Here is a 26,798-nt window from a genome sequence, read left to right on the forward strand (position 1 = left end):
AATCGGTGGCGGCGGCGGTGTGATCGTGGTCGGCGGCGCAGGCGGCGGCGGCGTGATCGGCGTCGGCGGCGTAATCGGCGGCGGTGGCGGCGTGATCGTGGTCGGCGGCGCAGGCGGTGGCGGCGGCGTGATCGGCGTCGGCGGCGGCGTAATCGGTGGCGGTGGCGGTGTGATCGTGGTCGGCGGCGCGGGCGGCGGTGGCGGTGCGGCCAGCCGGTCGCCGCGCATCCAGTACATGCTGTGGCTGTTGGCCACGTACGCGGCGGGCGGCGACGACCAGGTCCGGCCGCTCTGCGGGTCCCACCACACCGGCCCGCTGGCGCCCTGCGGGTACACGATCACGAAGGCGTGCGCGCCGCGGGCGGTGACGTTGCCGTTGGCGTCCAGGTCCGGCTGGCCGGTCGCCGGATCGACGGCCGTCCAGTTGGCCACCACGAGCGCGGAGGCGCCCGGCCCGGCAGCGGCGATCTGCGCGTGCAGCTGGGCGTAGTGGTCGGCGACCGCAGGGGCGCGCCCGGCGGGATCACCGGGCAGCGGCGGCCCGCTCGCCTGGGTCCAGGTGCCGCCGAGCCAGGCGGCCGCGCGCTGGAGGCCGATCGCCTCGCCGGTGAGCCGGTCGACGGTGCCGTTGGGCCGCTGGTCCGCCCAGCGCGGCGCGGAGACCTGCGGGTCACCGTAGAAGCTGGACAGACCCGCCAGCGAGGAGTCGAGGCAGTTGTTGCCCCGGCCCGGCACGGTGGGCCCGCCGTCGTTGACCAGGCGGCCGTAGGGGTGCGTGGACGGGTCGGCGCCCACCGCGTAACCGGCGCCGGTGTCGAGGCTCTGCGCCAGGTCCCGCTGAAACTGCGGGTCCTCGATCGGCGCGAGGTTGCGCGGCCCGGTGACGCGCGTGGTGTCCAGCGCCGGTACGTTCGGCGCCAGCCCGGTCGGGTCGGTGAACGGAGTTTCGCTCGGCGGTGTTACTGCGCCGTCCGCTTCCGGGCGTACTCCTCCGCCGCCCGGTCCCCGATCTCCTGCATCTGCTCCTCGGTCGGCAGCTCCGCGCCCAGGTTCTCCCGGGCGATCCGTTCCGCCGTCGAGCGGTCCACGATCTCCGTCCGGTCCTCGTAGTCCGGGTTGGTCAGGAACGCGCCCAGCGAGGCCTGTGCCTCCGTCCACCCCTGGTGTCGGTGACTCCAACCGACCACTCGGTGGGGTAGCTCCGGGGCCGCCCGTCCCTCCGCCAGCAGGCCCACCGGCGAGGCCGTCCGGCCCGCTCGGGGGTAGAGAGCGTAGTAGGTGAATCGTGTCGACATCGAGCTGGCCTCTCTGCAACGCCGTCGGGTCGGCCGGGATCAGCTTCGGGTCGATCGGGAAGTCCTCCCGACCGAGCCCGCGGTCGCGCACCTCGTCGGCGAAGGTGCGCCCCTGCGAGTCCAGCCACGACTGGTAGCTTGCCCACTGCTCCGGCCGCTGCGCGATCCACTTGGCGAAACTGGTGTCCTTGTTTTGCGCCGGATCGACCCCGTCTGGGATGCGGTCGGCGAGCTGCCACGAGTGGTTGACCCGCAGGATGTCCAGGAACGCCCCGAAGCGCTCGTGCACCGGGTACTCGCGGCCGGTGACCGGGTCCGCGCCCTCCAGCCGCACCCGCTCGTACGCGGTGTGGGTGTGCTTGCCCGCGTCCCACGAGGACTGGGTCGGAAACTGCACCTCGACCGGATGCCCCTCCGGCGTGTACAGCGTGACGTTGCGCCCGTAGAAGCGGTTGCCCGGCCGCCAGAAACTCTTGTCGTTGGCGGGGTCGTAGCGGTAGTTGTACGGCTCGGCCTGGAGCCTGTCCAGGGCCGAGTTCACCACCGCGTCGTAGTTGGCGCCCTCCGGCGCGCGCAGCGAGAAGCGGGCCAGGTCGTTGGCGTCGTCGCGGAGGAAGGTGTCGACACCGGTGCGGTCGCCCTCGATGAGGAACTTCCGCGCCAGCGAGGGCAGCTTCTTGACGTCGTTGTCGCGGCTGCCCATGACCTCGACATCGGTGGTGTCGAACTCCCGCCGCAGCGCGTCCGCCACCTCGGTGAGGTCACTGCGCATCCGCTCGGCGACCGGCTCGGCGCGGCTGAGCGCGCCCTCCAGCGCCTCCCGCTCGGCGGTGCTGAGCTCGTCGACGTACGCCTGCTCGACCGAGCTGGTGTCGCGCGTGAGGTCCTGCTCCAGCTCGTACTCGTCCGGCGTGGCACCGTCGTCGGGCGTGGTGCTGTCTTCGGGCCTTGCGCCCTCAGCGGTCGTGCTGTCCGGGGTCGCACCGTCGGGCGTGGTGCCGTCGGGCGTCGTGCCCTCGGGGGTTGAGCCGTCCGGTGCCGTGCCTGGCGTCGTGCCCTCGGGCGCGGTGCTGTCCGGGGTCGAGCCGTCGGGCGTGGTGGTGTCGGTTAGTGGCCCGTCCGCCTCTGGTCGTGGGCCGCCGCTGCCCGGTCCCCGATCTCCTGCATCTGCTCCTCGGTCGGCAGCTCCGCGCCCAGGCTCTCCCGAGCGATCCGCTCCGCCGTCGAGCGGTCCACGATCTCCGTCAGCCCCTCGTAGTCCGGATTGGTCAGGATCGCGCCCAGCGACGCCTGTGCCTCCGTCCACGCCTGTTCCGAGTGGTCCCATCCCACCGCGCGGTGCGGGAGTGCCGGGTCCGCCCGTCCCTCCGCCAACAGGCCCACCGGCGGTGCCGTCCGGTCCGGGCGGGGGTAGAGAGCGTAGTAGGTGAAGCGTCTGCTCATCGAGCTTGCCCTCCTGAGGCACCGTCGGGTCGGCCGGGACCAGCTTCGGGTCGATCGGGAAGTCCGCCCGGCTCAGCCCATGATCCCGCACCTCGTCGGCGAACGTGCGGCCTTGCGACTCCAGCCACGACTGGTACTCCGCCCACTGGCTCGGCCGGTCCGCGACCCACTTGGCGAAGCTCGTGTTCTTCGACTGCGCTGGGTCGACCCCGCCCGGGATCTGGTCGGCCAGCGGCTGGTTGGCCTTGAGGATCCGCAGGAACGCCTGTACCCGCTCCTGCACCGGGTACTCCTGGCCGGTGACCGGGTCGCGCCCCTCCAGGCGGAAGATCTCGTAGTCGCGGTGGGTCAGCTTGCCCACGTCCCACGACGCGCCGGTGGGGAACTGCAACTCGACCGGGTGCCCCTCCGGCGTGTACAGCGTGACGTTGCGCCCGTGGAACCGGTTGCCCGGCCGCCAGAAACTCTTGTCGTTGCCGGGGTCGTACCGGTAGTTGTACGGCGCCTGCCGCAACCGGTCGATCGCGGTCGCGACGATCTCGTTGTAGCGCGGCCCGTCCACCACGCTCAGCGAGAAACGGGCGAGGTCGTTGGCGCCGTTCTCCATGAACCAGTTGAGGCCGAACCGCTTGCCCTCGATGAGGTACTTGCGGGCCAGCGAGCCGAGCTTCTTGACGTCGTGCTCGCCGTTGCCCTCCACGCGCACACTGCCGTCGCCGAACTGCTGGCGCAGCGCATCCGCCACGGCGTCGAGGTCACTGCGCATCCGCTCCGCGACCGGTACGGCATCGCGGAGCGCCTCCTCCATCCGCGCGCGCTCGTGCGCCTTGAGTTCGTCGATGTATCGCTGCTCGCTGGCCCTCGGATCGGGAGTGCTCCCGTCCTGCGCCGTCGCCCCCTCATCCCGCGCGCCGCCGTCCTCGGGGGTACTCCCCTCCCGCGCCGTGCTCCCGTCCGCGCGCGTGGTCCCATCCGGCGCCGTGCTCCCGTCCGCGCGCGTGGTCCCATCCGCGCTGTCCTGAGGCGTAGCCCTCTCGTCGCGGGTAGCCCCCTCGTCGCGCGTGGCCCCCTCTTGACGGGCGGTGTCCTCCGGCGTTGTGGTCCTATCCGCGCCGGTCGTGCTGTCCGGCCGCGTCGTGCTCCCATCCGCTCCGGTCGTGCTGTCCGGCTGCGCGGTGCTGTCCGGCTGCGCGGTGCTGTCCGCCGGTGTGGTGCCGTCCGCACCGGTCGTGCCGTCCGGCGGTGGCGCGCCCTCTTCCGGCGTCGCGCCATCCCGCGGCGGCGTGCTGTCGGACGGTGGAGTGGTGTCGGACGGTGGAGTGGTGTCGGACGGTGGAGTGGTGTCGGACGGTGGAGTGGTGTCGGCGGTCGGGGTGGCCGGCGGTGTGCCCGATGTCGGTGTGGGCGTGGCCGCCATGCTGGTCGGAGGCGTCGGCGGGGTCGGTGGCGTCGGCGCGTCCGGCGTGGCACCGTCCGGCGGTGGGGCCACGAACCGGCGGCTGCCCGCGTCCCACTCGCCGACCACGCGCGTGCCCTCGCTGGTGGCGTGCGTGATGCGGCCGCCCTCGTAGACGACCCGGCTGCCGTCGCCTAGGTAGACCTCGATCTTGCCGATCGGGTCGAGCCGCACGTCACCGGCGGCGAGCATGCGACCCAGGCGGGAGCGGAGGGAGTTGACCGCGTTGTCGTACGAGAGACCGCTCGCCCGCCCGTCGATCACGACGTCGCCCTGGTTCTGGCTGCCGTCCGGCTGCACCTTGAACTTGTCGACGCCGTTCTTGAGCTGATGGTCCATGGCGCGCCGAGTGTTCTCGCCGACCTCCTTGTACTCCACCGGCGTACCCGGGTCGTCCGGCCCCGTACGCTCCAGCGCCTCCATCGACTTGTAGCCCTGCGAGAAGTCCGGATGCCGCGGCAGGCGGGTGACGTGCCGACCCTCATCGGCACGCATGTTGGCGGTGTTGCGCTCCTTGGCGTCGAAGCCCTCCTCCGTGCCCCGGTACGCGTCGGTCACGCCCTGCCGGTACTTGTCGCCCAGCGGCCCGGGCTCCTCCGGGTTGACGCCATCGAAGTGCTCGGGCGGTACGTCGTTGGGGTCCTGCGGCGGGCCGTCCTCGCTCTCCCGCCCGCCGTCGCCATCCTGCGTCGCCTCGGGTTGGCTGCCCTCCGGCCGCGTGGCGTCGGGCTGGCCGGTCGCCTCGGGTGAGGGACTCGTGGCGGGTTGGGCCGTGCCCGTACCAGATGAAGGTGTGCCCGGGCCGTGGAGGTCCGGGAAGCTCATCTGGCCCTGGTTGTGCCGCAGGGCGTCGAGGTCGATGCCGTGGGTGTTGGCCACGTGCTGGCTGAGCGGCCCCATCAGCCCACCCTGCTGGCGCTGGGCCGGGTCGGGGTGCATCGAGTCGAGGATCGCCGTACGCGCCTGGCTTACGATCGCGTCCGGGTCGGTGTTGAGCACGCCGTCGGGGATGGCGTCGGGCGAGACGTTGTAGCGGCGCATCACCTCGACGCGCAACTGCTCGGGCGTGAGGCCGGCCAGCTCACGGTAGCCGTCGGAGTTGGGGATTCGCGGGTCGGCGGTGGGATCGGGCGAGCGGTGGCCGGCCAGTCCTCGCAGAAACTCCTGCTGCACCGTGAACGCCTGGAACTCCCGCTCCAACCGCAGCTGGGCCACCGCCTCGGCGCGCAGGTGGGGCGGCACGTTGGCGTTGACCGCCCGCATGAGCAGCGCGTTGTTGGGCTGGAGCGCGTGCATCCCCTCGTGCACCATCGTGGTGGCGATGGCGCTCAGCGAGCGGGGATCGCCGCTGGGCGTGTTGGGGTTGATGAACATCGTGCCCAGCCGCGGGTCGTAGAACCCCCGTGGCCCCGCGCTCACCTGGTCGCGCAGCGCCTGCGTGATCGAGCCGTCGGGCAGGATCGTGTTGAGCGAGGCCATGTCCATCGGCACCGTACGGTCGAAGAGCCGCGCCGCGTGCGCCTCGAACTCCGGCCCCATCACATCGCCGATCTTCGCGATCGCGATCGCCTGCGAGATCGGGTCGAACCGCCCGGTCGCCGGGTCGATGCTCGCGGCCCGGTTGGCCATCTCGACCGAGTTGAGCGGGTCGACGCCATCGAGGTCACGCCAGCCCGCGTCCGCGCGCTCACCGCCGCGGTCGAAGTCACGCCAGTCGCGGTACGTGTCGGCGTACGAGTTGACCGCCCGGCTCAGGTCGCGCACCTGCTGGACCAGGTCGCCCATCTCCCCGGTACGGCGGGCGGTGTCGGCGGCGGCCTGGAGGCGGTCGGCCCGCTGACGGATGTTATCGAGGTCGGCGAGGCGGTTGGCGACGGCGTCCGGCGAGTACCGGTCGAGGAGGTTGGCCCGCGCCCGGTCGACCAGCTCGTGGATCTGGCGCGGCAGGTCGGCGCCGGTGCGCGTGACGTTGGGCGAGAAGTTGGTGGTTGGCGCCAGCTCCGGATCGATCGCGTCGGTGTCCCGGCTCCCGTCCCCATCCGGCGGAGGTGGCCCATCCGGCGTGCTCCCGTCAGGCGTCACGCCGTCAGGCGTCGTGCCTTCCGGACGCGTGCCGTCAGGCGTCACACCATCCGGGGTGGTGCTGTCGGGCGTCGCAGCATCCGGGCGCGCGCCGTCAGGCGTGGTGCCATCCGGGCGCGTGGTGCCATCCGGCGTGGTGCCATCCGGCGTCGCAGCATCCGGACGCGCGCCATCCGGCGTCGCAGCCTCCGAAGTAGACCGATCCGTCCGCGAACCATCCGGCGTCGCACCGTCCGGAGCAGGCCCATCAGGCCGCGTGCCATCCGGCGTCGCGCTCTCGGGAGTCGCCCCGTCAGGCCGCGAACCATCCGGCGTAGCACCGTCCGGAGTAGACCCATCCGGCGTCGACCCGTCCGGTGTGCGCGCACCATTTGGCGTCGCCTCGTCCGGCGTCCGCGCGCCATCGGGCGCCGGCCCATCAGGCATCCGCGCGCCGCCATCGGTCCGGGCACCATCCGGACCCGTCGGCGCCAGCGTCGAATCTGGCGCCACCGCCCCCGGCGGGGTCTGCGGCCCCACCCCGGCCGGCGTCGGCGCGACCGGCGTCCGCGACCCCGGCGAAGACGAGGACGAAGGCCCAGCAGGCGAGGACGAAGGCGATGCCGGCGGCGCAGCCGAAGGCGCGGGAGGTGTCAGCGGCGGCACCACCGTGCCAGCCCGCAGCTCTTCCAGCCGGTGGGCGATGGCATCCTGGCTCATCGGCGTGCGGTTGCCGCTGCCGTCGATGTCGGTGAAGTTGGTCTCCAGGAACGACCGCAGCCGCCGCCCGTAGTCGTTGAGGCTGTCGGGGCTGGTGTTCAGGGCGTGCTGCACCATGTCGGGCGTCAGCAGCGGCGCGTTCTGGCCGTTGGTGCCGTCGCCCCCCTCCGACCGCGGGCCGAACATCTCGCCCACGCCTTGCGCGTAGTCGGCGCTGACCCGCTGCTCGATGCGCTTGCGCCACTCGTACCACTTCGGCTCCTCGCGGCGCGGCGCACCATCGCCGGGCGAGGTCGAGCCGTCCTGCCGCCCGCCGGCACCGTCCGCGCGGCCGGAGGCACCGTCAGCACGGCCCGATGCGCCGTCGCCGCGCCCCGAGGCACCGTCGGGCTGCACCGCGGGCGGTGGTGTGGCCGTCGTGCCGTCGCCGTCTCCGTCGGGACCGCCGTCGGAGGTGGTGCCGTCGGGCTGGCCCTGTTGCGCGGCCGAATCGGCGGTGCTCGTCGTGCCATCGCCGGTGGTGGTGCCGTCGGGCGTGGCCGAGCCGTCGCCGTCGGCCGTCGACGCGTCGGGCTGCGTGGTGCCGTCGCCGGTCACCGGCGGCGTGCCGGTGGTGGCGGTGCCGTCCGATGTGGAGCTGTCCGGCGTGGTGCTGCCATCCGCCGTCGGGGTCGGCGTCCCGGTGCCGGTCGAGGAAGCCGGTGGCGAGGGCGCCGCGGTGGACGAGGGTGATGTGACCTCGGGGCGGGCACCCTCACCTGTCGTCGGCGGCGTCTGCGTCGAGCCGTCCCCAGTGGACGGAGCCGGTGTGCCGCCATCGACCACCGGCGTCGGCGCGGCCGGTGTGGGCGAGCCGGGCGTACCGCCGTCTGGCGTGCCGGCGTCGGGCGTGGCTGGCACCGGCGTGCCCGGTGTGGGCGTGGCGGGCACCGGCGTACCGGTCGACGGCGTGCCGTCCGATGTGGACCCGTCGGTGGGGCGCCCGTCGCTCGGCGTGCCAGTGCCCGTCGTCCCGTCGCCGGTCACCGGAGGCGCCGTCGAAGTGCCGGACGACGACTCGCGCTGCCCGCCCGGCGTGGACGACGAGGGAGAGGACGACGTGGACGTCGATCCGCCCGTCGTCGTGGTCGTGCCACGCCCGCCCTGCCCCGAACCCGACGAGGAAGACGACGAAGACGAAGAGGAGGAGGACGAGGAGGAAGAGGAACCGGTCGAGCCCGTCGAGCCGGTCGCCCCCGTGTTGGCGCCCGTCTGCCCCGGCAGCCCGCCCGCCAGGCCCGCCGGGTTGCCGGCCGGCGCGAGGAGAGGATTGCCGAGGCCAAGGTTGCTGTTTTGCCCCTGGTTGAGCGGCGCGTTGCCGCCCTCGTTGCCGAAGAGGTTGCCGACCCCCTGGTTGAGTGCCGGCGTCACCACGTTTGGCCGGCGCCGACCGCCCGGCTCGCTCATGATCTCGGAGAGGAGCGCGGTCGGCGTGACGGAGTTCCACGCCTGGTCCAGTGTCATTCCACTGTAGACGCCGTTACGCTGGGCCCACTCCGTCAGACCCATGGCGTCGAGCAGGCGATCGCGTCCAATTTGGAGGAAGTTGTCGCCGACCTGCCCGATGCCGAAGGCGAACGCCTCGGTAAAGCGGTTGTGGACACCGAACATCAGCGGGCCACCGATCGCGCCCGCGATGAAGCTGTCGACCAACTCCATGCCGAACCGCCCGGCCCACCCCTCGGTGAACGGGTCATGCCCCTCCAGGGCCTGGATCAGCAGGATCCCGCCCTTCATGGCGCCCATGAAGCCGGCGTACGCGAGGCCACCGCGGAGCGCGGCCGTTGCCACGCCACGCATTCCACTTTGGATGAAGCGCCGCACGCCCGCCTTGATGGTCTCCTGCCACAGCTTGCGCAGCAGCTCCCGGGCGACGGTGTAGATGGTGGCCCGGCCGGCGGCGATCGCGGCGGCGCCGGCCGCGGCACCGATACCTGTCCAGACCGTGATGATGGCCTGGATCAGAGCCACCGCCATCATCACGAGCGTGATGACGGCCATCCACTTCATGGTCTCGATCTCGAGCGCCTTGCCGTGGACCAGTTGCTGCATCGCGCCGAGCGCCTCGGCCATGCTCGAGGTCTCGTCGATGTAGCCCTGCAGCCCGTCTCGCACGAGCTGGGCGGCGCCGTCGCCCTGCCAAACCGCCAGGTCGTTGATGTAGTCGGCCACCTCTTCGAGGTGGTCGACGTAGAGTTCAGCGGCCGACTTGTACGAGTCCGAGAGGTCGAAGAGACGATCGTGGCGGGCCTCCGGCCACTGCGTGATCATCTCGAGGAAGTCACCGAGGACCGGGATCCACTCGTCGATCTTGATAAAGCACTGCCGCACCGCCTCCAACGCGGCATCGGCGGCGTCTCCCGCGACGTTCCCGGACATCTGGCCCTCCCCCCGGCAGGCTCAGCTGACCCGGTACGCGCGTTCGACGCGCTCCGCGACATAGCGGCGGGACCACGACGCCGGCCGCCCGCCGCCGCCCACGACCGTCCACTGCAGAACGTCGACGGCCGACTTGGTCTCGGTGAGGAAGTAGTGGACGGAGCTGAACTCCAGCTCGACGCCGCCGGCCGAGGCGCGGACCACCGGGGCGGAGACAAGGGTGGGGTCGACCCACTCGTACTCGGCGGCGAACTGGGCCTTGTCGCGCACCAGCACACCGGCCCGGTGCGCACCGGTGGCGGAGAAGGGCAGCACGGTGGGGCCGTCGACGCGCTGGCCGGAGTAGAGCTCGGCCAGCACCTCCGCGTACGCCAGCGGGTCGAGGTCGGCGCCCAGCCGCCGCCCCAGGTCGCGGATCGTCGCCGGGTCGTTGAGGAAGAGCGCCTCGTCTCCGGTGAAGAGCAGCCCGTACGTGATCGCGAAGTTGTCCATGAACCGGTCGGCCACCACGCGCACCACGGCGTCGACCCACGGTGCCTGACCGATCAGCCAGTCAGCCGAGCGCGCCTCGTATCCGTAGTCGCCCACCATGAACGTCGACGCCTCGGGCCAGTCGCGCCGCTCCTCGATCTGCTCGCCCGGCGCCAGCACGTGCCGCTCCAGGGCCGCGACCAACCGATCCCAGTCCACTCGTTCTCCCCCGTCCACTGTTACGCCGGTACGCGCGCCCGCAACGCCCCGACCAGATCGAGCACCAGCGCGCCCAGCGCCTCCGGACCGCTCGCCACCGCGACCCGCCCGGTCAGCTCCTCGACCGCGCCCGGCGCACCGTCCCGGTGGGCGGCGTGCGCGGTGGCCACCACCTCGTCGCCCACCACGCGCAGCTCGAACGAGACCGCGCGGCGCAGAAAGTCTCCGGTCGGCAGCCGCAGCGCCGCCGCCAACTCAGCCACCACCTCGTCACGGTCGTCGCGCCCCGGCCGGTCGGCGGTGTCGAGCGTGGCGGCGAGGAGCAGGCCGATGTCGACCGCGCCGGCGGAGGTGCGCACCGAGGCGACCGGGCGCAGCCAGCGCGTGCCGACGACCGGTACGACCTGCAACAGCCCTTCGGTCTCGCAGACGATCGCCGCGCCGTCGCCCACCTGCCACGGCGGCGCCGGGGAACGCTCGGCGGTCAGCCCCGGCTCGCGCCACAACAGGCGCCCCGGCTCCTCCACCCGTGTGCCGGGCGAGAACTCGCGCACGCCCCGCCCTGGTAGGTAGTCGGCGAAGATGTCGCTGTCGTCGCCGTACGCCATCGGGAGATCGAGCGTGGTCAGCCGGTCGAAGACCGCGCGGCCCAACTGCTCGCGCGGCCCGCGAAACTCCACGCTCACCTCGAACTCGTACGGCTCGTAGGCCGTGCCCGCCGACAGGCCGGGGTCACCGTCAGCCCCCAGGTCGGTGAGCTTGAGGTCGAGGTGTGCCCACCCCTCGACGCCGACGAGTGGCTTGGCGTCGACGGGCAGCACGAAGCCGCTCCCGTTGAAGAAGTAGCCGCGCAGGTCGAGCAGCTGGGCCACCTGGTGGGCGAGCCGCTGACCCGGCCCGGCGTACTTGACGTAGATCTCGACGGTGTCTGCCATCGACCTAGATGCTGATGTTGGTCTGGTCGATCTGGATGCGGTTGTCGTCGTCGACGCCCTGGTACTCGGTCATCGCCGTGACCGTCTTGTCGCCGATCTTGATGAGGTGCTCGCCGGCGCGGCTGAGCCCGTCGTCGACGGCGTCACGCAGCGGCCCGTCGCTCCCCTCGGGCGTCGTGTTGTACGTCTGCTCGAACGCCTGCCCGTACTCGTCGTTGCCCCACGGGCGCTCGGCGTTGACCCCGTTGATCTCGGCGAGAATGCCCTGCGCCTGGGTCTGGAACGAGGTCCCGATCGAGCGCAGGATCGCGCCGGTGCCGGTCACCTCGTTGGGGTCGTCCTGAATGTCAAGGTAGGAACCCACGGCCGTCCTCCTCGTTCTTCTTCAGTGCCTTCGACAGGTCAGCGTCGTGACTCTCCATCAATACGTCGAAATCCGTCTTCCCGATCAGGCCCAATCCACGATCCTTGGGCATGACCTTCTCGACGATTTCCTTCGTCTTCTCGTTGGCGTCTTCGACGGCCGCGCGCACGGTCGACATGATTGTCGCGGCCAACGCCTTGGAATTGGGCGTGCGGTAGACGCGCGGATCGATCTCCAGCTCGATGAGCTGCCCGCGCGGGCCGACCACGGCCTTGACCAGCCGGTCGTCGGACCACGCCGTGCCGGTGATCTCCATGATCTGCTGCCGCGTCTGCGCCGCGTTTTCGATCGTCTGCTGAAGGTCGTCAATCACACCGCGGATCGCCGACCACTGCGGTCGCTCCATGCGTCTCACCTCCCCTCAGCCCGTCCGGCAGATCTCGCGTGAGGCTCGGGCGGTCCTGACCACGACCGGCGGCGCCGGACGAAAGGCCCATACAACACCGGTATGCGATCTTTCGCCCGGCACCCCCGGATCACCGTCTGCTCCCCGCCTCGCGCCCGCGAGATCCAACGGACAGGCTCTGGCCTCGCCAGACCTGTTCCGACAATAGATGATTCACGCATCGATCGGGTATCAGCCCTCACCTCGCAGCGCCCCACCGATACCGCCCGGCGGCAGGTGGAGCGGCGGTGGCTCCAGGTCGGAAAAGGGCAGGACCGGCGGTGGTGGTGGCGGTGGCGGAGTGTCACCGATCCGGCGCCGCACCAACTGTTCCGCGTGCGCGATAAGGTCCCGGACCCGTTCCCCGGGGAGGGTGATGCCGATCGGCGAACCTGGATTGACAGCCAGCCGGTGGTCGTCGCCGGGCCATTGGCGCAGCACCGAGATGAAGTCGAGCGTCACCACCGGGATGTCGATGTCGTGCCCGCCGAGGCAGTCCTCGTAGCGATCGACCGACGTGAAGACCGGCACGACCAGCACGCCGTCCATCTCGAGCGCCTGGGTCGGCACCATCACCTGGGCGGTGACCAGCACGTCGAGCAGCACCTCGGCATCCGGCGCGACCAGCGCGTCGCGGAGCAGCCGCTCCACCTCGTTGGCCGGGGTGAAGTCGCGCATGATCTTGTGGGTCGGCACCAGCTCCGGCACGTCTTCGGGCTTGACCAGCACACCGATCGGGGTGACCGGGTTGATCGCCAGCCCCCAGCCGTCGGGGGTGCCGGAGACCACCTCGGTCAGCGTCGTCGCCCGCCAGCCGTCCGCCGGCACCGCGCGGTAGAGGGCCTCCGGCGAGGTGAAGACCACCAGATACGGCACGCCGTCGCGCTCCCGCGTGAGCAGCCGCTGGCGGCCCTCCTGGCCGTCCGGCTCGTCGCGGAAGCCCGGCACCACGAGTGGCGCGAGGGCCAGGATGCGCATCACCGCCCCGGTGTCGCCGTCGGCGACCGCCTCCTGTAGCTCCCGCTCCACGTCGTTGGAGGGCGTCCAGGCGCTGGTCTCCTCGGCCTCCGTCACCGACCCCACCTCCTCGACGCGAAAGCAACGCCACACACGGCGGCGTGGCCGCGGGGCCTGAGCGCGCCGTCACGCGAGAGAAGCACAGCCATGCCTACACCGCCTCGAACAACGAGGCCACCGGATCGCGACCGGGCCGCGCTGGCGGCTGCCACGGCGCCTTCATCCGCGCGGGCAGCCCGGCGCCGACCATCCCGTCGCGCACCTGGACCGCCTGCCCCGCCCACCCCGCGGCCAGCTCGACCAGCGCCGCCGGCGGGCGCACGAGCCGGGCCCACAGGTCGTCGACGCTGTCCGCGCACCGGTGCAGCAGGTGGGCGCAGACCTCCTCGGACCCGAACGCCTCGCGGTCGCGTGGATCGTCGTCGTCGAGGTACCAGACCGAGTCCAGGTCGTCGCCGGAGACCTTGACCGCCAGCAGCCCGCCCTGCACGTAGCCGATCGGCAGGAAGTCGACGGTCAGCCGGTCGCGCACCCATTCGACCACATAGGACAGATCCTGGTGGCGGTCGTCGCGGGCGATGCCGAAGAGCGGCTGGTCGGCGACGAAGCCGAAGGGTGGCAGCACCGCGGGCACCGCCGGGCCGGCACCGTTGGTCGCGGCCAGAAAACTCCGGTAGACCGGCGGCAGCGGCCAGCCCAGCGCGCCCTCCAGCAATTCCAAAAGATCATCGGGTACGGCGTCGCCGGCGCCCGGCCGCACCCCCACCGGCTCGGCCTCGGCGCGCAGCCCGTCCGCGGCCGCCGGCAGCTGGCGTACCCCGCCCGCGTGGCGGAACGAGCCGTGCAGCTCGGTCGGCACCAGCGCGAGCAGCCGCGTCACCTCCGGCCCGCCCACGTGCGCCCAGCACCAGCCGGCCGGGGTCGGCACCGCTCCGCTCCCACCGGCCCGGATCGGCCCGCCCGCGCCGGTCACCGGCCACAGTGGATCGCCGTCCGGCTCGCCCGCGGTGAGGGCCATGGCCGCGTTCGCCGCGAGTACGTCGAGGATCCGCTGCTCCTCCAGCGTCAACGCCGGATCGGGCGCGGGCAGCTCCACCACCGCCCGCGCGCAGAGCGGCCAGTCCGGGAAGCCCCACGGGGTCACGAGCACGCCCTGCCGGTAGCGCACCTGCAGGGTCGGCGAGCCCGGATGGATCACGCTCATCGCGAAGCGCGCGCCCGGCGCCAGGTCTGCCCCGCCGCCGCTCATCGCCGTCCTCGCTTCGCTGCGGGCGGCCACGAGCCTCCACACGCGCTGAGCCTGACGATTCGCTCGCTCCGCTCACTCATGGCGCCAGCTTCGCGAACGTGCCCTCCGCGACGCGGGCCAGCCGTTCGGGAACGCCCTGGGGCAGCGGGTTGTCGCCCACACTCGCGATCCGCAGCTCCAGTACGAGGTTGCCGTCGTACGCGGTCAGGTTGACCTCTTTCGGGTCGCCGGCCCAGTAGGCGTCGGTGCCCACACCTTGGACGTCGGTCGGCGTACCCACCTTGTTGGTGCGGCGCGCCGCGTCGAGGAAGAGCTTGGCCTGCTGCTCGGTACGCAGCAGCTCGGCGTCGATGGAGAGGCTCACGCTCACCGTCGACGACCGGCGCGAGGTCGCGCAGAGCCGGGGCGAGTCGGCGATCGGCTTGCCGGTGACGGTCGGGAAGAGCTCGTCCAGCGGCTTCTGGTCGGCGACGCCGCAGAGGTTGCCGGCGAGCGCGTACACCGGGCCGGCGGAAGCCGCCGCGGAAGGCGACGGGGTGATCGCCACCGGCGGCGCGGTCTCGGGCTCGCCGTCGCCGCCGCACCCGGCGACGACGGCCACTGCCGCGAGGACCAGCCCGCGCACGACCCAGCGAGTCATGTGCCCAGGGTCGGCTTCGGCTCGGAGGACGGAGTCACCGCCCGCTGCTGCTGCGGTCCGCTGTCGAGTACGCCACCGCCCGGGGTCTCCACGGTCCACGCCGCCTCGCGGTCGAGGAGCGCGCGGATCCGCTCGAACTCCTCGTCACGGTTTTTGACGCGCTGCGCCTCCGCCTCGTTGGCCATGCGACGCGAGGCGATCTGACCCTCGACGCCGAGCCCCGCACCAGCGGTGCGCCGCCCGCGCATGACGCCGCTCGGCGGCTCGGGCGGACGCCCCGAGGCCCCGGCTGGGCGGGCCCTCCCGACGACCGGGCTGGACGTCGGCGGAGGCGGGGGCGCCAGCGGGTTGAGCGGGGCGCCCGGCACCTCCGGGCGGCTGGGCCGGCGGGAGACCGGCGTGGACGGCACGTTGCTCGCCGGCCGCTGCGGGCGGTTGAGCACCGGTGACATCGCGTCCGGCCGCAGCGGCGTGGACGGGCCGCCCCCCGGAGCACCGGGCACGGCCGGGGTGCCGCGGCGCGGACCCCCACGTGTGCCAGGCGGTGCCGGCGTGTTGGTACGCGGGTTGCGCAGCACCGGCGACGCCGGCGTGCCGGGCGGTCCGCCGAACTGGTTGCCGTCCATGGCCGTCCGCGGCGCGCCCGGGATGGCCGAGGTGGGATCGCCGGGGCGACCGCCGCCCCTGCCCTGCGGCGCCATCGGCGCGTTGGGCCCGCCGCCCGGCCGCTTGATCTGCGGCGGTGGCGGTGGCGCCTGAGCCCCGCGCTGCCCCGGTGGCAGACCCGGCGGCAGGCTCTCCCCGGCCAGCGGGTTGATCGAGCCGGCCCGCAGCACGCCCGGCCCGCCGGCACTCGGCAGGTTTCGCATCAGCCCCTGGCCGGGCGCGGTGGGCACCTGGCCCTGCCTCGGCACGGGCGCGCCATTGGGAAGCTGGCTCGTGTTGATCGCCGGTGGCAGCACCGGCGGCGTGATCGTCGGTACGACCGTCGGCGTGGTGATGTTGGGGTTGACCGCGTCCGGTGTGTCGATGTCGCCCACGTCGGGGGCGTCGATGTCGGGCGTGTTGATGTTGGGATCGGTGATCCGCGCGTCGACCGTCGGCGGGTTGATCCGCGGCGGTGTGATGTTGGGCTGGGTGATGTCGGGCGTGCCGATGTTGGGCTGCGTCACATTCGGCGTGCCGATGTTGGGCGTGCCGAACTGGTTCATCATGTAGCGCTGGATGAAGTCGGGGTTGGCCACCACCGCGTCGGTCGGTCCTTCGTAGACCGTCGCGCTGCCGCCCGCCAGGTCGTCGCGCATGACCTGGTAGTAGTCCTGGGCCATGTTGTACTGCAGCGTCTGCGCCCGCTCGTTGTACAGCCACGACTCCTGGCGCAAGGTGTCGATGTAGTCGTCGGCGGCGGGCGTGCCCTGGAGTTCCCGTTCCGACTCCACGCCGTACCAGGACAGCTCCCGCTCGCTGACGGCGACCATGTCCTCCTTGTACTGCCGGTACAGCTCCTCCATCTCGGCCTGCCGGTCACGGATGACGCCGGCGAGGGAGAGCAGGCCGAGCCAGTTGTTGACGGCCGCGGTCTCCCAGTCGTCGATGGACTTGATGGTGGCGCCCGGGCCACGGGCGAGGAACGCGTCGGCACCGGCGCCGGTCCAGCCACCGCTGCCGTCCTTGCCTTCCTTCAGCTTGGTGGACGCGCTCAGCACTCGCTCGCGCGCGTCGTCAAGCACCAGCTTGACCTCCCACCACTGCCAGGCGAGCTGGTCGACCACGACCGCGTCCTGCGCCATGATCCGTTTCCGGATCCGCTCGATCGTGTCGTTTAGCCAGGCCGTCTGCATCTCGTCGGTCATCTCCAGGTCTTCGTCCTGGAAGTTGATCGTCGGATCCGGATACGGCGAGGTGTTGTTTGGCGGTGGGTAGCGCGTGATGTCCTCGCCCATGCGACGGGCCAGCTGGCGGTTGTCCTGGAGCTGCTGGTTGGTCGCGGTGGAGTAGTCGAAGTAGTCCTCTTCGCCGGCCATGGCTCCGTCCCTCAGTATCCCCGGCCGTACTCACCGACGAAGTACTCGGAGCCGTCGGTGTCCAGGTTTTGCTGGGCGGTCTCCACCGGACCCTGGTCCGTGCCCTCGCGGTGCTGGTCGCGCTCCACGGTGGTCGTGCTGGTGTTCTGCTCGCCCGCCTTGCCATCGGTCGTCGACTGCGTCGTGTTGGTCACCGTGACGTCGCCGCTCGGCGCCGTGGCCGTGGTCGTGGTGGACGTCCGGTTGTTGCGGTCGTCGCCGGTGACGTTCGTCGTGGTGTTGTAGGTGTAGCCCATGTGGTTGCTGTACGACCGCTCGGTCACCGTCGAGATGACGTTGCCGTTGGCGTCGCGGATCGTCGTCGTGGTCACCGACACCGGGCTGGAGTTGTGGCCGGCGGCCGCCTGCGTGCTCCACGTGACGTGCCTCGTCGAGCCGTCCGGGAACGTGTAGATGGTGCCGTACGGGTAGGAGAGCGCGCGGGCCGTCGACGTGTCGCCGCTGAGCGCCATCGTGTTTTGCCCGGTCTCCTCGGCCAGCTCGTTGAACGTCTTCACGTCGCGGAAGCCGCTTGGCGGCGTCGCCCGCGGGTCGGAGAAGACGAACCCGATGTCGGCGACCGTGGCGCCGTTTTCGCTGTCGGCGTTCTCGTAGATCTCCGCCACGACCGCGGCGGCCGAGCCGACGTTGCGCACGCCCTCGTTCAGGTCGGTCATGAAGTGCTGGAAGTCACTCAGACGGTTGGACATGCTCCGCGCGGCCATGAGGCCTTCCGGGAAGGCGCCGGCGTCGTCGCCGGGCTGCGACAGGCCGGTCGAGATCATCATCGACATCTCGCCCATCGCCGAACCCGCGGCCGTGCCGATCTCACCGGAGAGCATGCTCATCTCTTGGTAGTAACTCACCAAGTCGGTGACCTCGACGTTGACCTTGCTGCCGAACGATTCGTACTCGATCGGCGCGGAACTCCCCCCGGAGTCCTCCTGATTCACCACGGCGCCTCCCCCGGTTTATGCGTGAACGAACAAGAGCCGATCGGCGGCCGTTACGCCCGGTCCCGGCGAAGGACATGCCTTCGCCGGGACCCATCGGCGTCTGAGCCGTACGGGTCAGAAGCCGGCGGAGATCTGGTTGTCGACCTCTTGCATGCGCTCGGCGGAGCCGCCCAGCGCCGTGCCGAGCCGCATCAGCGCGGCCTTGATCTCGTTGGCGCCCTGGTTCCACTGCTGCTGGGCGGCGTCGCAGGCCTGGCCCGCGGCACCCGACCAGTCGTTGGCGAAGAGCGTCTTGAAGTCGTTGTACAGATCGCCCAGCTCGACGTCCAGGTTGCCGGAGTACGTGCCGATCGCGGTCGACACGTCGGCGATGGCGCCGAAGTTATAGGTGATTGGGATGTCGGTCATCGTGATTTCGCCTCTCGACTAGTAGGGGACGTCAGCCGCGCAGGGCCGTGATGACGGCGCTGTCGCCGGTACCTTCGGCCGCGTTGCGGATGGTGGACGCGGCGTCGTCGTCCTGGACACCGAACTGCGTCGAGGCGTTGCTGATCTTGCCGGAAAGCTCGTCCAGCGCGTTCAGAATCTTCGTCAGACCGTTGTTGAGGTCGGCCGACACGTTCTGCAAGGCGCTGTTGGCCGAACCGCTCATGCCGCTGCCGCCGAGATCGGTCACCCGGTCGAGCAACTGCGCCATGCCCGTGGCCAGGCGCTCACGGACGTCCTGGCAGCGCTGGGCCATCTGGTTGAGCTGAGCCTGTGTGGCGTGCACATTGCCCACACCAGGAGTTGCTGTCAAGGCGGACTCACCCCGCTCCTCTGTAATGCCCCCCGCCCAGGGGAGCCTCCCCTTGGGACGCATGGATACCCATGCGCCGAATACTCGCGACCCGAAGGTAACGCCATTTGTCCACTCGGACCACCCCGGGGCCGGCATGTGTCGGTTTTGCCGCCATTGATCCCCAACCGTGATCAGAGCGTCCCTCATGTTGCCTGCCCAGACGGGCTTGGCCACACCAATACGAGGGACGCTCCGGTCCGGTTCACAGGACGAGCTCGCCACCCTCGTGGTCGATGCGGTCAGCGTGCTCGTCGTCGAGCCACACGCCACCACTCGCGAGGTAGCGGAAGCGGTAACGGCCCGGTTCCAGCTTGACGGTCACAGTACGAGTGCCGTCCTTGCGCGGGATCAGCTCGTGGCGGCCCGGCTCCCATGCGTTGAAGCAGCCCACCACGCTCACCGCACCGGGCGGCGAGTCCTTCGGCAGGCAGAACGTCACCCGCGTCTTCGTACCGAACAGTTTGTTTCTCTTGATCACCTTGCTCCTCCGTGGCACGGAATGTTCGGGGCTTGCCCCGAACCTTGCCCGAGCGCTCGCCAGGGAGCGGAAGCGACACACCGTGATTTGCCGGTGACGTGCGAAGATCGCGCCATGGAGCTGCATGTCGCGTCCTTCGCCAGCCTCGACACGCGCACGCTGTACGAGCTGCTGCGGCTGCGCGTCGACGTCTTCGTGGTGGAGCAGAAGTGCGCCTACCCCGAGCTGGACGGGCGGGACACCGAGCCGGGCACGCGCCACCTGTGGCTTTCCCGCGCCGGCGAGCTGGTGGCGTACCTGCGGATCCTGGACGACCCCGAGGGCGTCGCGCGGATCGGGCGGGTCGTGGTGGCCGCGGCGGCGCGCGGCACCGGCGCGGCGCAGCGCCTGATGGCGGCCGCCCTCGACGTGGTCGGCGACCGCCCCAGCGTGCTCGACGCGCAGGCCCACCTGGTGCGCTTCTACGAGCGGTACGGCTACGCGGTGACCGGCCCCGAATACGTCGAAGACGGCATCCCGCACATCCCGATGGCCCGGCCGACCACCGCCTGACGCCAGGGAGCATCTGGTGGATCTTGTCGGTGCGAGGCGAGGTCCAGGCGGCGGTCCGGTGGCACAGCTAGGGCAGCGACGCCACCAGCTCCGCCACCGAGCGGCGCCGGCCCGTGTAGAAAGGCACCTCTTCGCGGACATGGCGGCGCGCCCGGGATGCCCGCAGGTCCCGCATCAGGTCGACGATGCGGTGCAGCTCGTCCGCCTCGAAAGCCAGCATCCACTCGTAGTCACCGAGTGCGAACGAAGCCACCGTGTTTGCGCGCACGTCCGGGTAGCCGCGCGCCTGCCGACCGTGTTCGGCGAGCATGTCGCGGCGCTCCTCGTCCGGCAAGAGATACCACTCGTAGGAACGCACGAACGGATACACGCACACATACGCCCGTGGCTCCTCGCCGGACAGGAACGCCGGAAGGTGGCTCTTGTTGAACTCGGCCGGCCGGTGCAGCGCCGCCTGCGACCACACCGGGGCGAGGTGGCGGCCGAGCACGGTGCGGCGGAAGAGGCCGTACGCCTCCTGGAGCGCGTCGGCCGTGGGCGCGTGCCACCACACCATCAGGTCGGCGTCGGCGCGCAGCCCGGAGACGTCGTAGCTGCCCCGCACGACCACGTCCTTGGCGGCGAACTGCTCGAAGAGCGACTCCACCTCGCCGGCGATCGGGTCGCGCAGCGCCGGCAGCGGCTCGGCGGCGCGGAAGACCGACCACATCGTGTACCGGATGGTGGCGTTCAGCTCCTTGATGCGCGCCGCGTTGCTCTGCTCGCTGGTGGTCATGTCGACAGTCCTTTCATCACATCGTCGGCGGCCGTCTCGCCGGAACGCACACAGGCCGGGATGCCGACGCCGTCGTATCCGGCGCCGGCCAGAGCCACCGTCGGGTGGAGCGTCGCGCGGAGGGCGGCCACGCGCTCCAGATGCCCCACCGGGTACTGCGGCAGTGCCCCGCCCCACCGCCGCACGCGCGCGTCGACCGGCGCCGGCAGCCGCGTGCCTACCAATGTGGACAGTTCGGTGTGGACGGCATGGACCAGCTCGTGGTCGGGGCGATGGAGCGCCGGCTCCTCGCCGTACCGGCCGACCGAGGCGCGCACCAGCGCCACCCCGTCGTCGCGGCGCAGGTGGGCCCACTTGGTGGAAAAGAAGGTGGCCGCCTTGACCAGCGTGCCCTCGCCCGCCGGCACGAGGAAGCCGGACAGGGGCGGCAGCTCCGGCGCGGGCAGGGCGAGCGCCACCAGCGCGACGCTCGCGTAGTCGAGCAGCGGATCCACGCCCAGCAGCTGGGCCGCGCGCCGGGCCGGCAGCGCCAGTACGACCGCGTCCACAGTGTCCGATCCGACCCGCCAGCCGCCGGGCACCTTGGTCAGCTCGCGCACCGGAGCGCCGAGCCGGATCTCCGCGCCGGACGCCTCGGCCGTGGCCGCCGCCAGCCGGCTGACTCCGCCGAGGAGCGTGGCGAAGACCGGTACGCCCGGCGGCCGTGGCGCGGCGGCCAGCGCCGACCGCACCGCGCCGGTCAGCGTGTGCTCCTCGCGCGCGGCCCGGGCCAGCCCCGGCATCGTGGCGGCCAGCGACAGCCCGTCGGCCCGCCCCGCGTAGACGCCGCCGAGCAGCGGATCCACCAGCCGGTCGACCACCTCGTCGCCCAGCCGCCGCCGCACCAACGCGCCGACCGCGACATCCTCCTCCGGGCCCAGCAGCGGACGGCCGCCGTCACGGTCACGCTCCGCGTCCGGCCGGGCCACCGCCGTCACGCGTTCCAGATCAGCGGGTACGCCGAGCAGCGTGCCGCCCGGCAGTGGCGCGAGCGTGCCGTGCAGCGCGAGCGCGGCCTGCCCGGTGGCCGGATGCACCAGCGCGTCGCCGAGCCCCACGCGGCGGGCCAGCGCCACCGCGGGCGAGTCGCCGCCGTCGGGGTCGCGGACGAGGAACGCCTCCGCGCCCAGCTCCACCGTCGAGCCAGCCAGCCCGCCGGTGCGCAGCTTGCCGCCGAGCGCATCGGACTGCTCGTACACGGTGACGGTCGTGCCCTCGGGCCCGCGGTCCCGCAGCCGCAGGGCGGCGGCCAGTCCGGCTATCCCGCCCCCCACCACGGCGACGTTCGGCGGTCTCTTCACAGTGCCTACCTTCGTTCGCGACTGCGGGGCTCGCAGGCAGAGCACCGCGGCGACCTCCAGGCCGTCGAAGCTCTCTCCTCGCGCTTCACAGGCCCCACCGTAACTAAACTGCCGCCCATGACAGGTGAGCGGGTGGCGGTCGTGACAGGTGCGGCACAGGGCATCGGCCGCCGTGTGGCCGAGGTGCTCAGCGCGGAGGGGTACGCGCTGGCGGTGATGGACAGGCAGCCGGTCGCCGCCGACCTGGCGGTCCTGGGCGACGTGAGCGCGGAGGCCGACGTGATCGCGTTCGCGGCGGCGGTCGACGAGCGCTTCGGGCGGGTCGACGTGGTGGTCAACAACGCGGGCATCGCGTTCATCACCCCACTGGAGGAGACCACGCTCGACGACTGGCGCCAGGTGATCGACGTCAACCTGACCGGCCCGTTCCTGATGTGCCGCGAGTTCGGGCGGCTGATGCTGGCGGCGGGCGCGGGCGCGATCGTCAACATCGCCTCGGTCGCCGGGCTGCGCGGCGTCGCCGACCGCGCGGCGTACAACGCGAGTAAGCACGGCCTGATCGGGCTGACCCGCACGCTGGCGGCGGAGTGGGGCGGCCGGGGCGTGCGGGTCAACGCCGTCTGCCCCGGCTGGGTGAAGACCGAGATGGACGAGGCGTCCCAGGCCGAGGGGGCGTACGGCGACGCCGACATCACCGACCACGTGCCGCAGGGCCGCTTCGCCACACCCGACGACATCGCGCAGGCGGTGGCGTTTCTGGCCGACCCGGCCAAGAGCGGCTTCGTCAACGGCGAGGCGCTCTCGGTCGACGGCGGCTGGTACGCCGACGGCTCCTGGCAGGCGCTGCGCCTGTCAGCGCGCGCTCGCCTCGTGCACTAGCTCGACGACCCGGGTCAGCACCTCCGGCTCGGTCTCCGGCAGCACGCCGTGCCCGAGGTTGAAGACGTGGCCGGGGGCGGCCCGCCCCTCGGCGAGCACGCGGCGCACCTCGCGCTCGACCACCGGCCACGGCGCGAAGAGCACGCACGGGTCGAGGTTGCCCTGCACCGCGCGCTCCGGCCCGACCAGCGCGGTCGCGGCGTCGAGCGGGGTGCGCCAGTCGACGCCCACCACGTCGGCGCCGGCCTCGCCCATCGCGGTGAGCAGTTGGGCCGTGCCCACGCCGAAGTGGATCCGCGGCACGCCCGCCTCGGCCAGCCCGCTCAGCACCTGGGCCGAGTGCGGAAGTACGAAGCGCCGGTAGTCGGCCTCGGAGAGCGCGCCGGCCCACGAGTCGAAGAGCTGTACCGCCGAGACACCGGCCGCCACCTGCACTCGCAGGAACTCCAGTGTGATCTCCGCGAGCCGGGCGCAGAGGGCGTGCCACAGCTCCGGCTGGCCGTACATCATCGCCTTGGTCTTGCCGTGCGTGCGCGACGGTCCGCCCTCGACGAGGTAGCTGGCCAGCGTGAACGGCGCACCGGCGAAGCCGATCAGCGGCGTGGCGCCCAGCTCGCCCACCAGCAGGCGCACCGCCTCGTCCACAAAGGACACATCCGGCGGGGTGAGCGGGCGCAGCCGCTCCAGGTCGCGCTCGGTGCGGATCGGCTCGGCGATCACCGGCCCGGTGCCTGGCTCGATGTCGAGGTCGATCCCCGCCGCCGCGACCGGCACCACGATGTCGCTGAAGAGGATCGCCGCGTCGACGCCGTGCCGCCGCACCGGCTGGAGGGTGATCTCGGCCACGAGGTCCGGGCGCCGGCATGCCTCCAGCATCGAGATGCCGGCGCGCACCTTCCGGTACTCCGGCAGCGAACGCCCCGCCTGTCGCATGAACCACACCGGCGTGTGCGCCACCGGCTGCCGCCGGCAGGCCCGCACGAACACCGAGTCGGCGGCGGGCTGCTCGCGGCGGGCGGCGCTGCCCTCCAAGGTCGTCGTCATCGGGTTCATCGTGCCACGCGCGCCAGGTGCCGCTCGGCCTGCCCCATCGAGCATGCTTGGTGGTGACAATCCACCCATACCAGGTGACATACCCCATGATCCCGAGCGAGACATCGGCCTCGACCTGCGTCCGTCACCCGCTGTCGGCGCGGCGGTCCCCCGCAGTGGCGGCATGCGCCTTAGGCTGCGGGACATGGCGTCTCCGAATGGGCATCCGGAGATCTTCACGCGGGCGGTGGCCGGGCTTCAGGCCGCGACGCCGCGCGCGGAGATCGAGCTTGAGGAGGTCGCGGCGCCGCAGCGGCTCGCGCCGTACGCCTACGCGGTCAGCGCCGTCGTCATGCGCGAGGGCGAAGAGGTCGCCACCGGCCGCCTGATCTTGCTCTACGACCCGGCCGGTCACGAGGCGTGGGACGGCACGATGCGGCTGGTCACCTACGTGACGGCCGAGCTGGAGGCGGAGCTGGCCGCCGACCCGCTGCTGCCCGCCGTGGGCTGGACCTGGCTCACCGACGCGCTCGAGGCCGAGGCCGCCCCGCACACGGCGATCGCCGGCACGGTGACGCAGACGATCTCGACACGCTTCGGCGACCTGGCCGGCCCGCCGGCGGCCGCCGACATCGAGATCCGCGCCTCCTGGACTCCCACCGGCGACGACCTCCGGGCCCACCTGCTGGCCTGGTGCGCGCTGCTGGCCTCGACGGCCGGCCTCCCGCCGCCCGGTGTCACCGCCCTGCACGAGCGCCGCATCAACGCGTAGCCGCCCAAACATGATCCAGGGCATATCCGCGACCGGATATGCCCTGGACCAACGTCGGAGCTAGAGGTACTTCTCGGCCTCGTTGCAGGGGGCTTCGAGCTGGTCGATCGCGCGGTCGGCCGCCGCCCGGTTGCCCGCCGCCAGCGCGGCCAGGAAGTCGTTGACCTTGTTGAGGCAGTCGGCGATGACCGCCTTCTCCTTCTCGGTCTGGTCCTTGGCGTTCTGTGTACCGGTCAGGTCGCGCTCGGTCTGGGAGAGCTTCTCGTTGGCGGCCTCGAGGTCGCGCTTGAGGTTGTCGGCCTCGGTGGTCTTCGCGGCGATCGTCTGGTCGCGCTCGCTGACCTGGTCGTTCATCAGCTCCTCGGTGCGGGTCAGGTCACCGGACTTGCTGATGTAGAGCCCGGTCATCACGCCGCCACCGATGAAGAGAAGCGCCGCCACGATGCCGAGGATCAGCGCCGCCTGCCCCCGCTTGGCAGGCGGCGGGACCGCACCGTAGGGCGCGCCGTACGACGGGCCGGACGACGGAGGGCCGGAAAGCGGCGCACCGGAGTACGGCGCCGCGGAGAGCGGACCGGGCGGCGCCGAGGCCGGGGCGTACGGGGACGCGGCCGGGTAGGCCGGCTGCGGGGCGGCGAACCCGGGATCTGCCGGCGAGTACGCGGGCTGCGCCGGCGGCTGGTGCACGCCCGGGTACGGCTGGGCGGGCGGCTCCGTCGTGGGGTAGGCGGCGGTGGGCGGCTGCGCCGGCGGGTACGCGGGCGAGGCCGGCTGGCTCGGTATGCCGTACGGCGGCTGCTGCGCCGGCGGCACCGGACTCGGCTCCGGTGGGTACGTGCCGGCCGGTACCGAGCCGGTCGGGATCATGTACGCCTGCTCGTTGCCGCCCGGCAAGGGCTGAGTGGGAGGTTGGTCACCCGGCGGCGGGTACGGTCCGCCGGGAGCGTTCGGGGGGTAGGACATCATTCCTCCTGTGGGCGCTCGGCCGCCCGGTTCGAGCGCGGCGCTCCCGGCGGTTCTCGGGCCGCTCGGGCGCACCGCGACGCGTCAACAGATCTTGAACTCGTCGCAGGCGGTCTTGATCGGCACCGCGAGACCGATGCCCTCCGCGTCGCGGGCCTTGGCGGTGGCGATGCCGACCACCTGTTTCGCCGCGTTGACCACGGGCCCACCGGAGTTGCCCGGGTTGATCGGGGCGTCAAACTGGATCACCGTGCCGGAGCCGCCCTCGTCCTTGCGGATCGCGCTGATCACGCCGGTCGTGACCGTGTCCTCCAGCCCCAGTGGGGCGCCGACGACCACGATCTGCTGGCCCGACTTGGCCGCCTCGCGAGCGGTCGCCAGCCCGGTGAACTTGTTGTTGGTGCGCAACTGGGCGACGTCGGCGTCCTCGTCGACCCGCACGATCGTCGCCGGCCACCGCTGATCCTTGCGCTCGATGAAGACCTCGCGCTGGCCGGAGTCCCACACCGACTCCACCACGTGGTAGTTGGTGAACAGGTTGGTGCTGGAGCCGGTCTGCTTGCCCACGGCGAAGGCGGTGCCGGTGAACTGGCCGGCCGCCACGCGGAAGACGCTCGGCAGCACCTCGCTCGAGATCGCTTCGGGGTTGAACGCCTTGCCCGCCTCGGTCTCCAACTCGGTGGTGCGCCCCTCCAGCCCGTCCATCCGGCTCTGGTCGGCGGCCTGACCCTCGGCCAGCGCCCGGTCACCGGCGGCGACCCGGTTTTGCAGGTCGCGGATCTGGATCGCCTGGAAGACCGCGACGATGCCGAGGATGAGTGCCAGTGCCAGCGCGGTCAGTCCGAGCCAGGACGGCTTGCGGCGCGGCGGCTGGGACGGCGGGCCGTACGCCGGGTAGTGCGGGTCGCTCGCCGGCATGGCCGACAGGGGCGGTGCGGAGAGCGGGTAGGCCGGCGCCGCGAAGGCCGGCGGCTGCTGCGGCGGGTAGGCCGGCCCGGACGAGGGCGGCATCGGAGGCTGCGGCACCGCCGGGTAGCCCGGAGCGGGCGGACCTGGCGGGGGCGGTGTCGGCCCCGGCCGGTACAGCGCGTCCGGGTCGTCAGCCCGCGACGGACCGCCGGGCATGCTCGCCGATGCCGCCGGTGGCACGCCAACCTCGTCGTCGTACGAGTGACGCGGACCGGGAACCGGTGCACCGGGCTGTGCGGACAGCGGGTCGTACCCAGCAGTCATCGAGATCTCGCCCCTCCCCTAGGACGCCCGTTCCACAGTCGCATCTCGGCACAACCCCACCGGGCCGATCGGCGGCACCGGTGGACCGTACCTGTGGGAACGACGTTTGTCTCCTTCATGCTGACACGGGACGCCGAGGTACGTGACGTCCGGTCCGCGCCGCGACGACGAGGGCGGACGT

General features: G+C 72.0%; 20 protein-coding genes and 1 pseudogene. 3 read left to right on the plus strand and 18 right to left on the minus strand.

Annotation, left to right across the window (positions count from 1 at the left end):
• Positions 1–297: 297 nt before the first annotated feature.
• The 13 genes and pseudogenes from ACFFIA_RS42610 to ACFFIA_RS25835 form a co-directional block, all read right to left on the minus strand.
• Positions 298–9,393: pseudogene (locus ACFFIA_RS42610) on the minus strand (toxin glutamine deamidase domain-containing protein); the annotation flags it as partial.
• Positions 9,394–9,414: 21 nt separating this feature from the next.
• Positions 9,415–10,083: a hypothetical protein gene (locus tag ACFFIA_RS25780; RefSeq protein ID WP_377254804.1), complete on the minus strand. Its 669-nt coding sequence runs from the start codon at positions 10,081–10,083 to the stop codon at positions 9,415–9,417.
• A gap of 20 nt (positions 10,084–10,103) precedes the next feature.
• Positions 10,104–11,018: a hypothetical protein gene (locus ACFFIA_RS25785; RefSeq protein WP_377254807.1), complete on the minus strand. Its 915-nt coding sequence runs from the start codon at positions 11,016–11,018 to the stop codon at positions 10,104–10,106.
• 4 nt (positions 11,019–11,022) lie between these two features.
• On the minus strand, positions 11,023–11,382 hold the full coding sequence (locus ACFFIA_RS25790) for a hypothetical protein (RefSeq protein WP_377254810.1): 360 nt from the start codon (positions 11,380–11,382) through the stop codon (positions 11,023–11,025).
• Positions 11,366–11,788 carry a YbaB/EbfC family nucleoid-associated protein gene (locus ACFFIA_RS25795; RefSeq protein ID WP_377254812.1) on the minus strand — a complete coding sequence of 141 codons (423 nt, stop codon included), beginning with the start codon at positions 11,786–11,788 and terminating at the stop codon, positions 11,366–11,368. The genes ACFFIA_RS25790 and ACFFIA_RS25795 overlap by 17 nt, the downstream gene beginning before the upstream one ends.
• Before the next feature lie 231 nt (positions 11,789–12,019).
• Positions 12,020–12,901: an SseB family protein gene (locus tag ACFFIA_RS25800; RefSeq protein ID WP_377254814.1), complete on the minus strand. Its 882-nt coding sequence runs from the start codon at positions 12,899–12,901 to the stop codon at positions 12,020–12,022.
• Positions 12,902–12,995: 94 nt separating this feature from the next.
• On the minus strand, positions 12,996–14,135 hold the full coding sequence (locus ACFFIA_RS25805) for an HNH endonuclease (protein ID WP_377254817.1): 1,140 nt from the start codon (positions 14,133–14,135) through the stop codon (positions 12,996–12,998).
• 34 nt (positions 14,136–14,169) lie between these two features.
• The gene (locus ACFFIA_RS25810) at positions 14,170–14,733 is read right to left on the minus strand and encodes a hypothetical protein (RefSeq protein WP_377254820.1); all 564 of its coding nucleotides are present in this window, start codon (positions 14,731–14,733) and stop codon (positions 14,170–14,172) included.
• On the minus strand, positions 14,730–16,757 hold the full coding sequence (locus ACFFIA_RS25815) for a hypothetical protein (protein ID WP_377254823.1): 2,028 nt from the start codon (positions 16,755–16,757) through the stop codon (positions 14,730–14,732). The genes ACFFIA_RS25810 and ACFFIA_RS25815 overlap by 4 nt, the downstream gene beginning before the upstream one ends.
• Before the next feature lie 11 nt (positions 16,758–16,768).
• A complete protein-coding gene (locus ACFFIA_RS25820) occupies positions 16,769–17,752 on the minus strand; it encodes a hypothetical protein (protein ID WP_377254826.1) in 984 nt (327 codons plus the stop codon).
• Positions 17,753–17,866: 114 nt separating this feature from the next.
• Positions 17,867–18,160 (minus strand): WXG100 family type VII secretion target, encoded by a 294-nt coding sequence (locus ACFFIA_RS25825; protein ID WP_377254829.1) that lies wholly within the window; start codon positions 18,158–18,160, stop codon positions 17,867–17,869.
• Between the two features lie 31 nt (positions 18,161–18,191).
• A complete protein-coding gene (locus ACFFIA_RS25830; protein WP_377254831.1) occupies positions 18,192–18,533 on the minus strand; it encodes a WXG100 family type VII secretion target in 342 nt (113 codons plus the stop codon).
• Between the two features lie 262 nt (positions 18,534–18,795).
• Complete coding sequence (locus tag ACFFIA_RS25835; RefSeq protein WP_377254834.1) at positions 18,796–19,071, minus strand: isoamylase early set domain-containing protein; 276 nt, start codon at positions 19,069–19,071, stop codon at positions 18,796–18,798.
• A 114-nt stretch (positions 19,072–19,185) separates the two neighbouring features.
• On the opposite strand from ACFFIA_RS25835, the gene ACFFIA_RS25840 reads away from it, so the two are divergent.
• Positions 19,186–19,623, plus strand: coding sequence for a GNAT family N-acetyltransferase (locus ACFFIA_RS25840; protein ID WP_377254837.1), 438 nt, complete (start codon positions 19,186–19,188; stop codon positions 19,621–19,623).
• A gap of 67 nt (positions 19,624–19,690) precedes the next feature.
• Here the strand turns inward: ACFFIA_RS25840 and hemQ are convergent, their stop codons facing one another.
• Both hemQ and ACFFIA_RS25850 read right to left on the minus strand, forming a co-directional pair.
• Positions 19,691–20,398, minus strand: a complete 708-nt coding sequence (hemQ, locus tag ACFFIA_RS25845; RefSeq protein WP_377254840.1) for a hydrogen peroxide-dependent heme synthase — start codon at positions 20,396–20,398, stop codon at positions 19,691–19,693.
• Entirely contained in the window at positions 20,395–21,738 is a 1,344-nt protein-coding gene (locus ACFFIA_RS25850; protein WP_377254842.1) for an FAD-dependent oxidoreductase, read from the minus strand. The genes hemQ and ACFFIA_RS25850 overlap by 4 nt, the downstream gene beginning before the upstream one ends.
• A gap of 117 nt (positions 21,739–21,855) precedes the next feature.
• On the opposite strand from ACFFIA_RS25850, the gene ACFFIA_RS25855 reads away from it, so the two are divergent.
• Positions 21,856–22,617, plus strand: coding sequence for an SDR family NAD(P)-dependent oxidoreductase (locus ACFFIA_RS25855; protein ID WP_377254845.1), 762 nt, complete (start codon positions 21,856–21,858; stop codon positions 22,615–22,617).
• On the opposite strand, the gene hemE is transcribed toward ACFFIA_RS25855, so the two are convergent.
• Complete coding sequence (gene hemE, locus ACFFIA_RS25860) at positions 22,591–23,661, minus strand: uroporphyrinogen decarboxylase (RefSeq protein WP_377254848.1); 1,071 nt, start codon at positions 23,659–23,661, stop codon at positions 22,591–22,593. The two genes, ACFFIA_RS25855 and hemE, sit on opposite strands and share 27 nt — an antisense overlap.
• A 193-nt stretch (positions 23,662–23,854) precedes the next feature.
• Between hemE and ACFFIA_RS25865 the strand changes: the two genes are divergently transcribed.
• Entirely contained in the window at positions 23,855–24,421 is a 567-nt protein-coding gene (locus ACFFIA_RS25865) for a DUF3000 domain-containing protein (RefSeq protein ID WP_377254851.1), read from the plus strand.
• 60 nt (positions 24,422–24,481) lie between these two features.
• Here the strand turns inward: ACFFIA_RS25865 and ACFFIA_RS25870 are convergent, their stop codons facing one another.
• On the minus strand, positions 24,482–25,384 hold the full coding sequence (locus ACFFIA_RS25870) for a hypothetical protein (RefSeq protein ID WP_377254853.1): 903 nt from the start codon (positions 25,382–25,384) through the stop codon (positions 24,482–24,484).
• An 84-nt stretch (positions 25,385–25,468) separates the two neighbouring features.
• On the minus strand, positions 25,469–26,617 hold the full coding sequence (locus tag ACFFIA_RS25875) for a S1C family serine protease (protein ID WP_377254856.1): 1,149 nt from the start codon (positions 26,615–26,617) through the stop codon (positions 25,469–25,471).
• Positions 26,618–26,798 lie beyond the last annotated feature (181 nt).

The organism is Phytohabitans kaempferiae (assembly GCF_042433955.1).
GTDB classification, from domain to species: domain Bacteria; phylum Actinomycetota; class Actinomycetes; order Mycobacteriales; family Micromonosporaceae; genus Phytohabitans; species Phytohabitans kaempferiae.

Coding starts and splice junctions, on each gene's coding strand:
- ACFFIA_RS25855 (WP_377254845.1), top strand. CDS start 21,856: ATGACAGGTGAGCGGGTGGCGGTCGTGACAGGTGCGGCACAGGGCATC.
- ACFFIA_RS25815 (WP_377254823.1), bottom strand. CDS start 16,757: ATGGCCGGCGAAGAGGACTACTTCGACTACTCCACCGCGACCAACCAG.
- ACFFIA_RS25785 (WP_377254807.1), bottom strand. CDS start 11,018: ATGGCAGACACCGTCGAGATCTACGTCAAGTACGCCGGGCCGGGTCAG.
- hemQ (WP_377254840.1), bottom strand. CDS start 20,398: ATGACCACCAGCGAGCAGAGCAACGCGGCGCGCATCAAGGAGCTGAAC.
- ACFFIA_RS25795 (WP_377254812.1), bottom strand. CDS start 11,788: ATGGAGCGACCGCAGTGGTCGGCGATCCGCGGTGTGATTGACGACCTT.
- ACFFIA_RS25825 (WP_377254829.1), bottom strand. CDS start 18,160: ATGACCGACATCCCAATCACCTATAACTTCGGCGCCATCGCCGACGTG.
- ACFFIA_RS25870 (WP_377254853.1), bottom strand. CDS start 25,384: ATGTCCTACCCCCCGAACGCTCCCGGCGGACCGTACCCGCCGCCGGGT.
- ACFFIA_RS25840 (WP_377254837.1), top strand. CDS start 19,186: ATGGAGCTGCATGTCGCGTCCTTCGCCAGCCTCGACACGCGCACGCTG.
- ACFFIA_RS25875 (WP_377254856.1), bottom strand. CDS start 26,617: ATGACTGCTGGGTACGACCCGCTGTCCGCACAGCCCGGTGCACCGGTT.
- ACFFIA_RS25865 (WP_377254851.1), top strand. CDS start 23,855: ATGGCGTCTCCGAATGGGCATCCGGAGATCTTCACGCGGGCGGTGGCC.
- hemE (WP_377254848.1), bottom strand. CDS start 23,661: ATGACGACGACCTTGGAGGGCAGCGCCGCCCGCCGCGAGCAGCCCGCC.
- ACFFIA_RS25810 (WP_377254820.1), bottom strand. CDS start 14,733: ATGACTCGCTGGGTCGTGCGCGGGCTGGTCCTCGCGGCAGTGGCCGTC.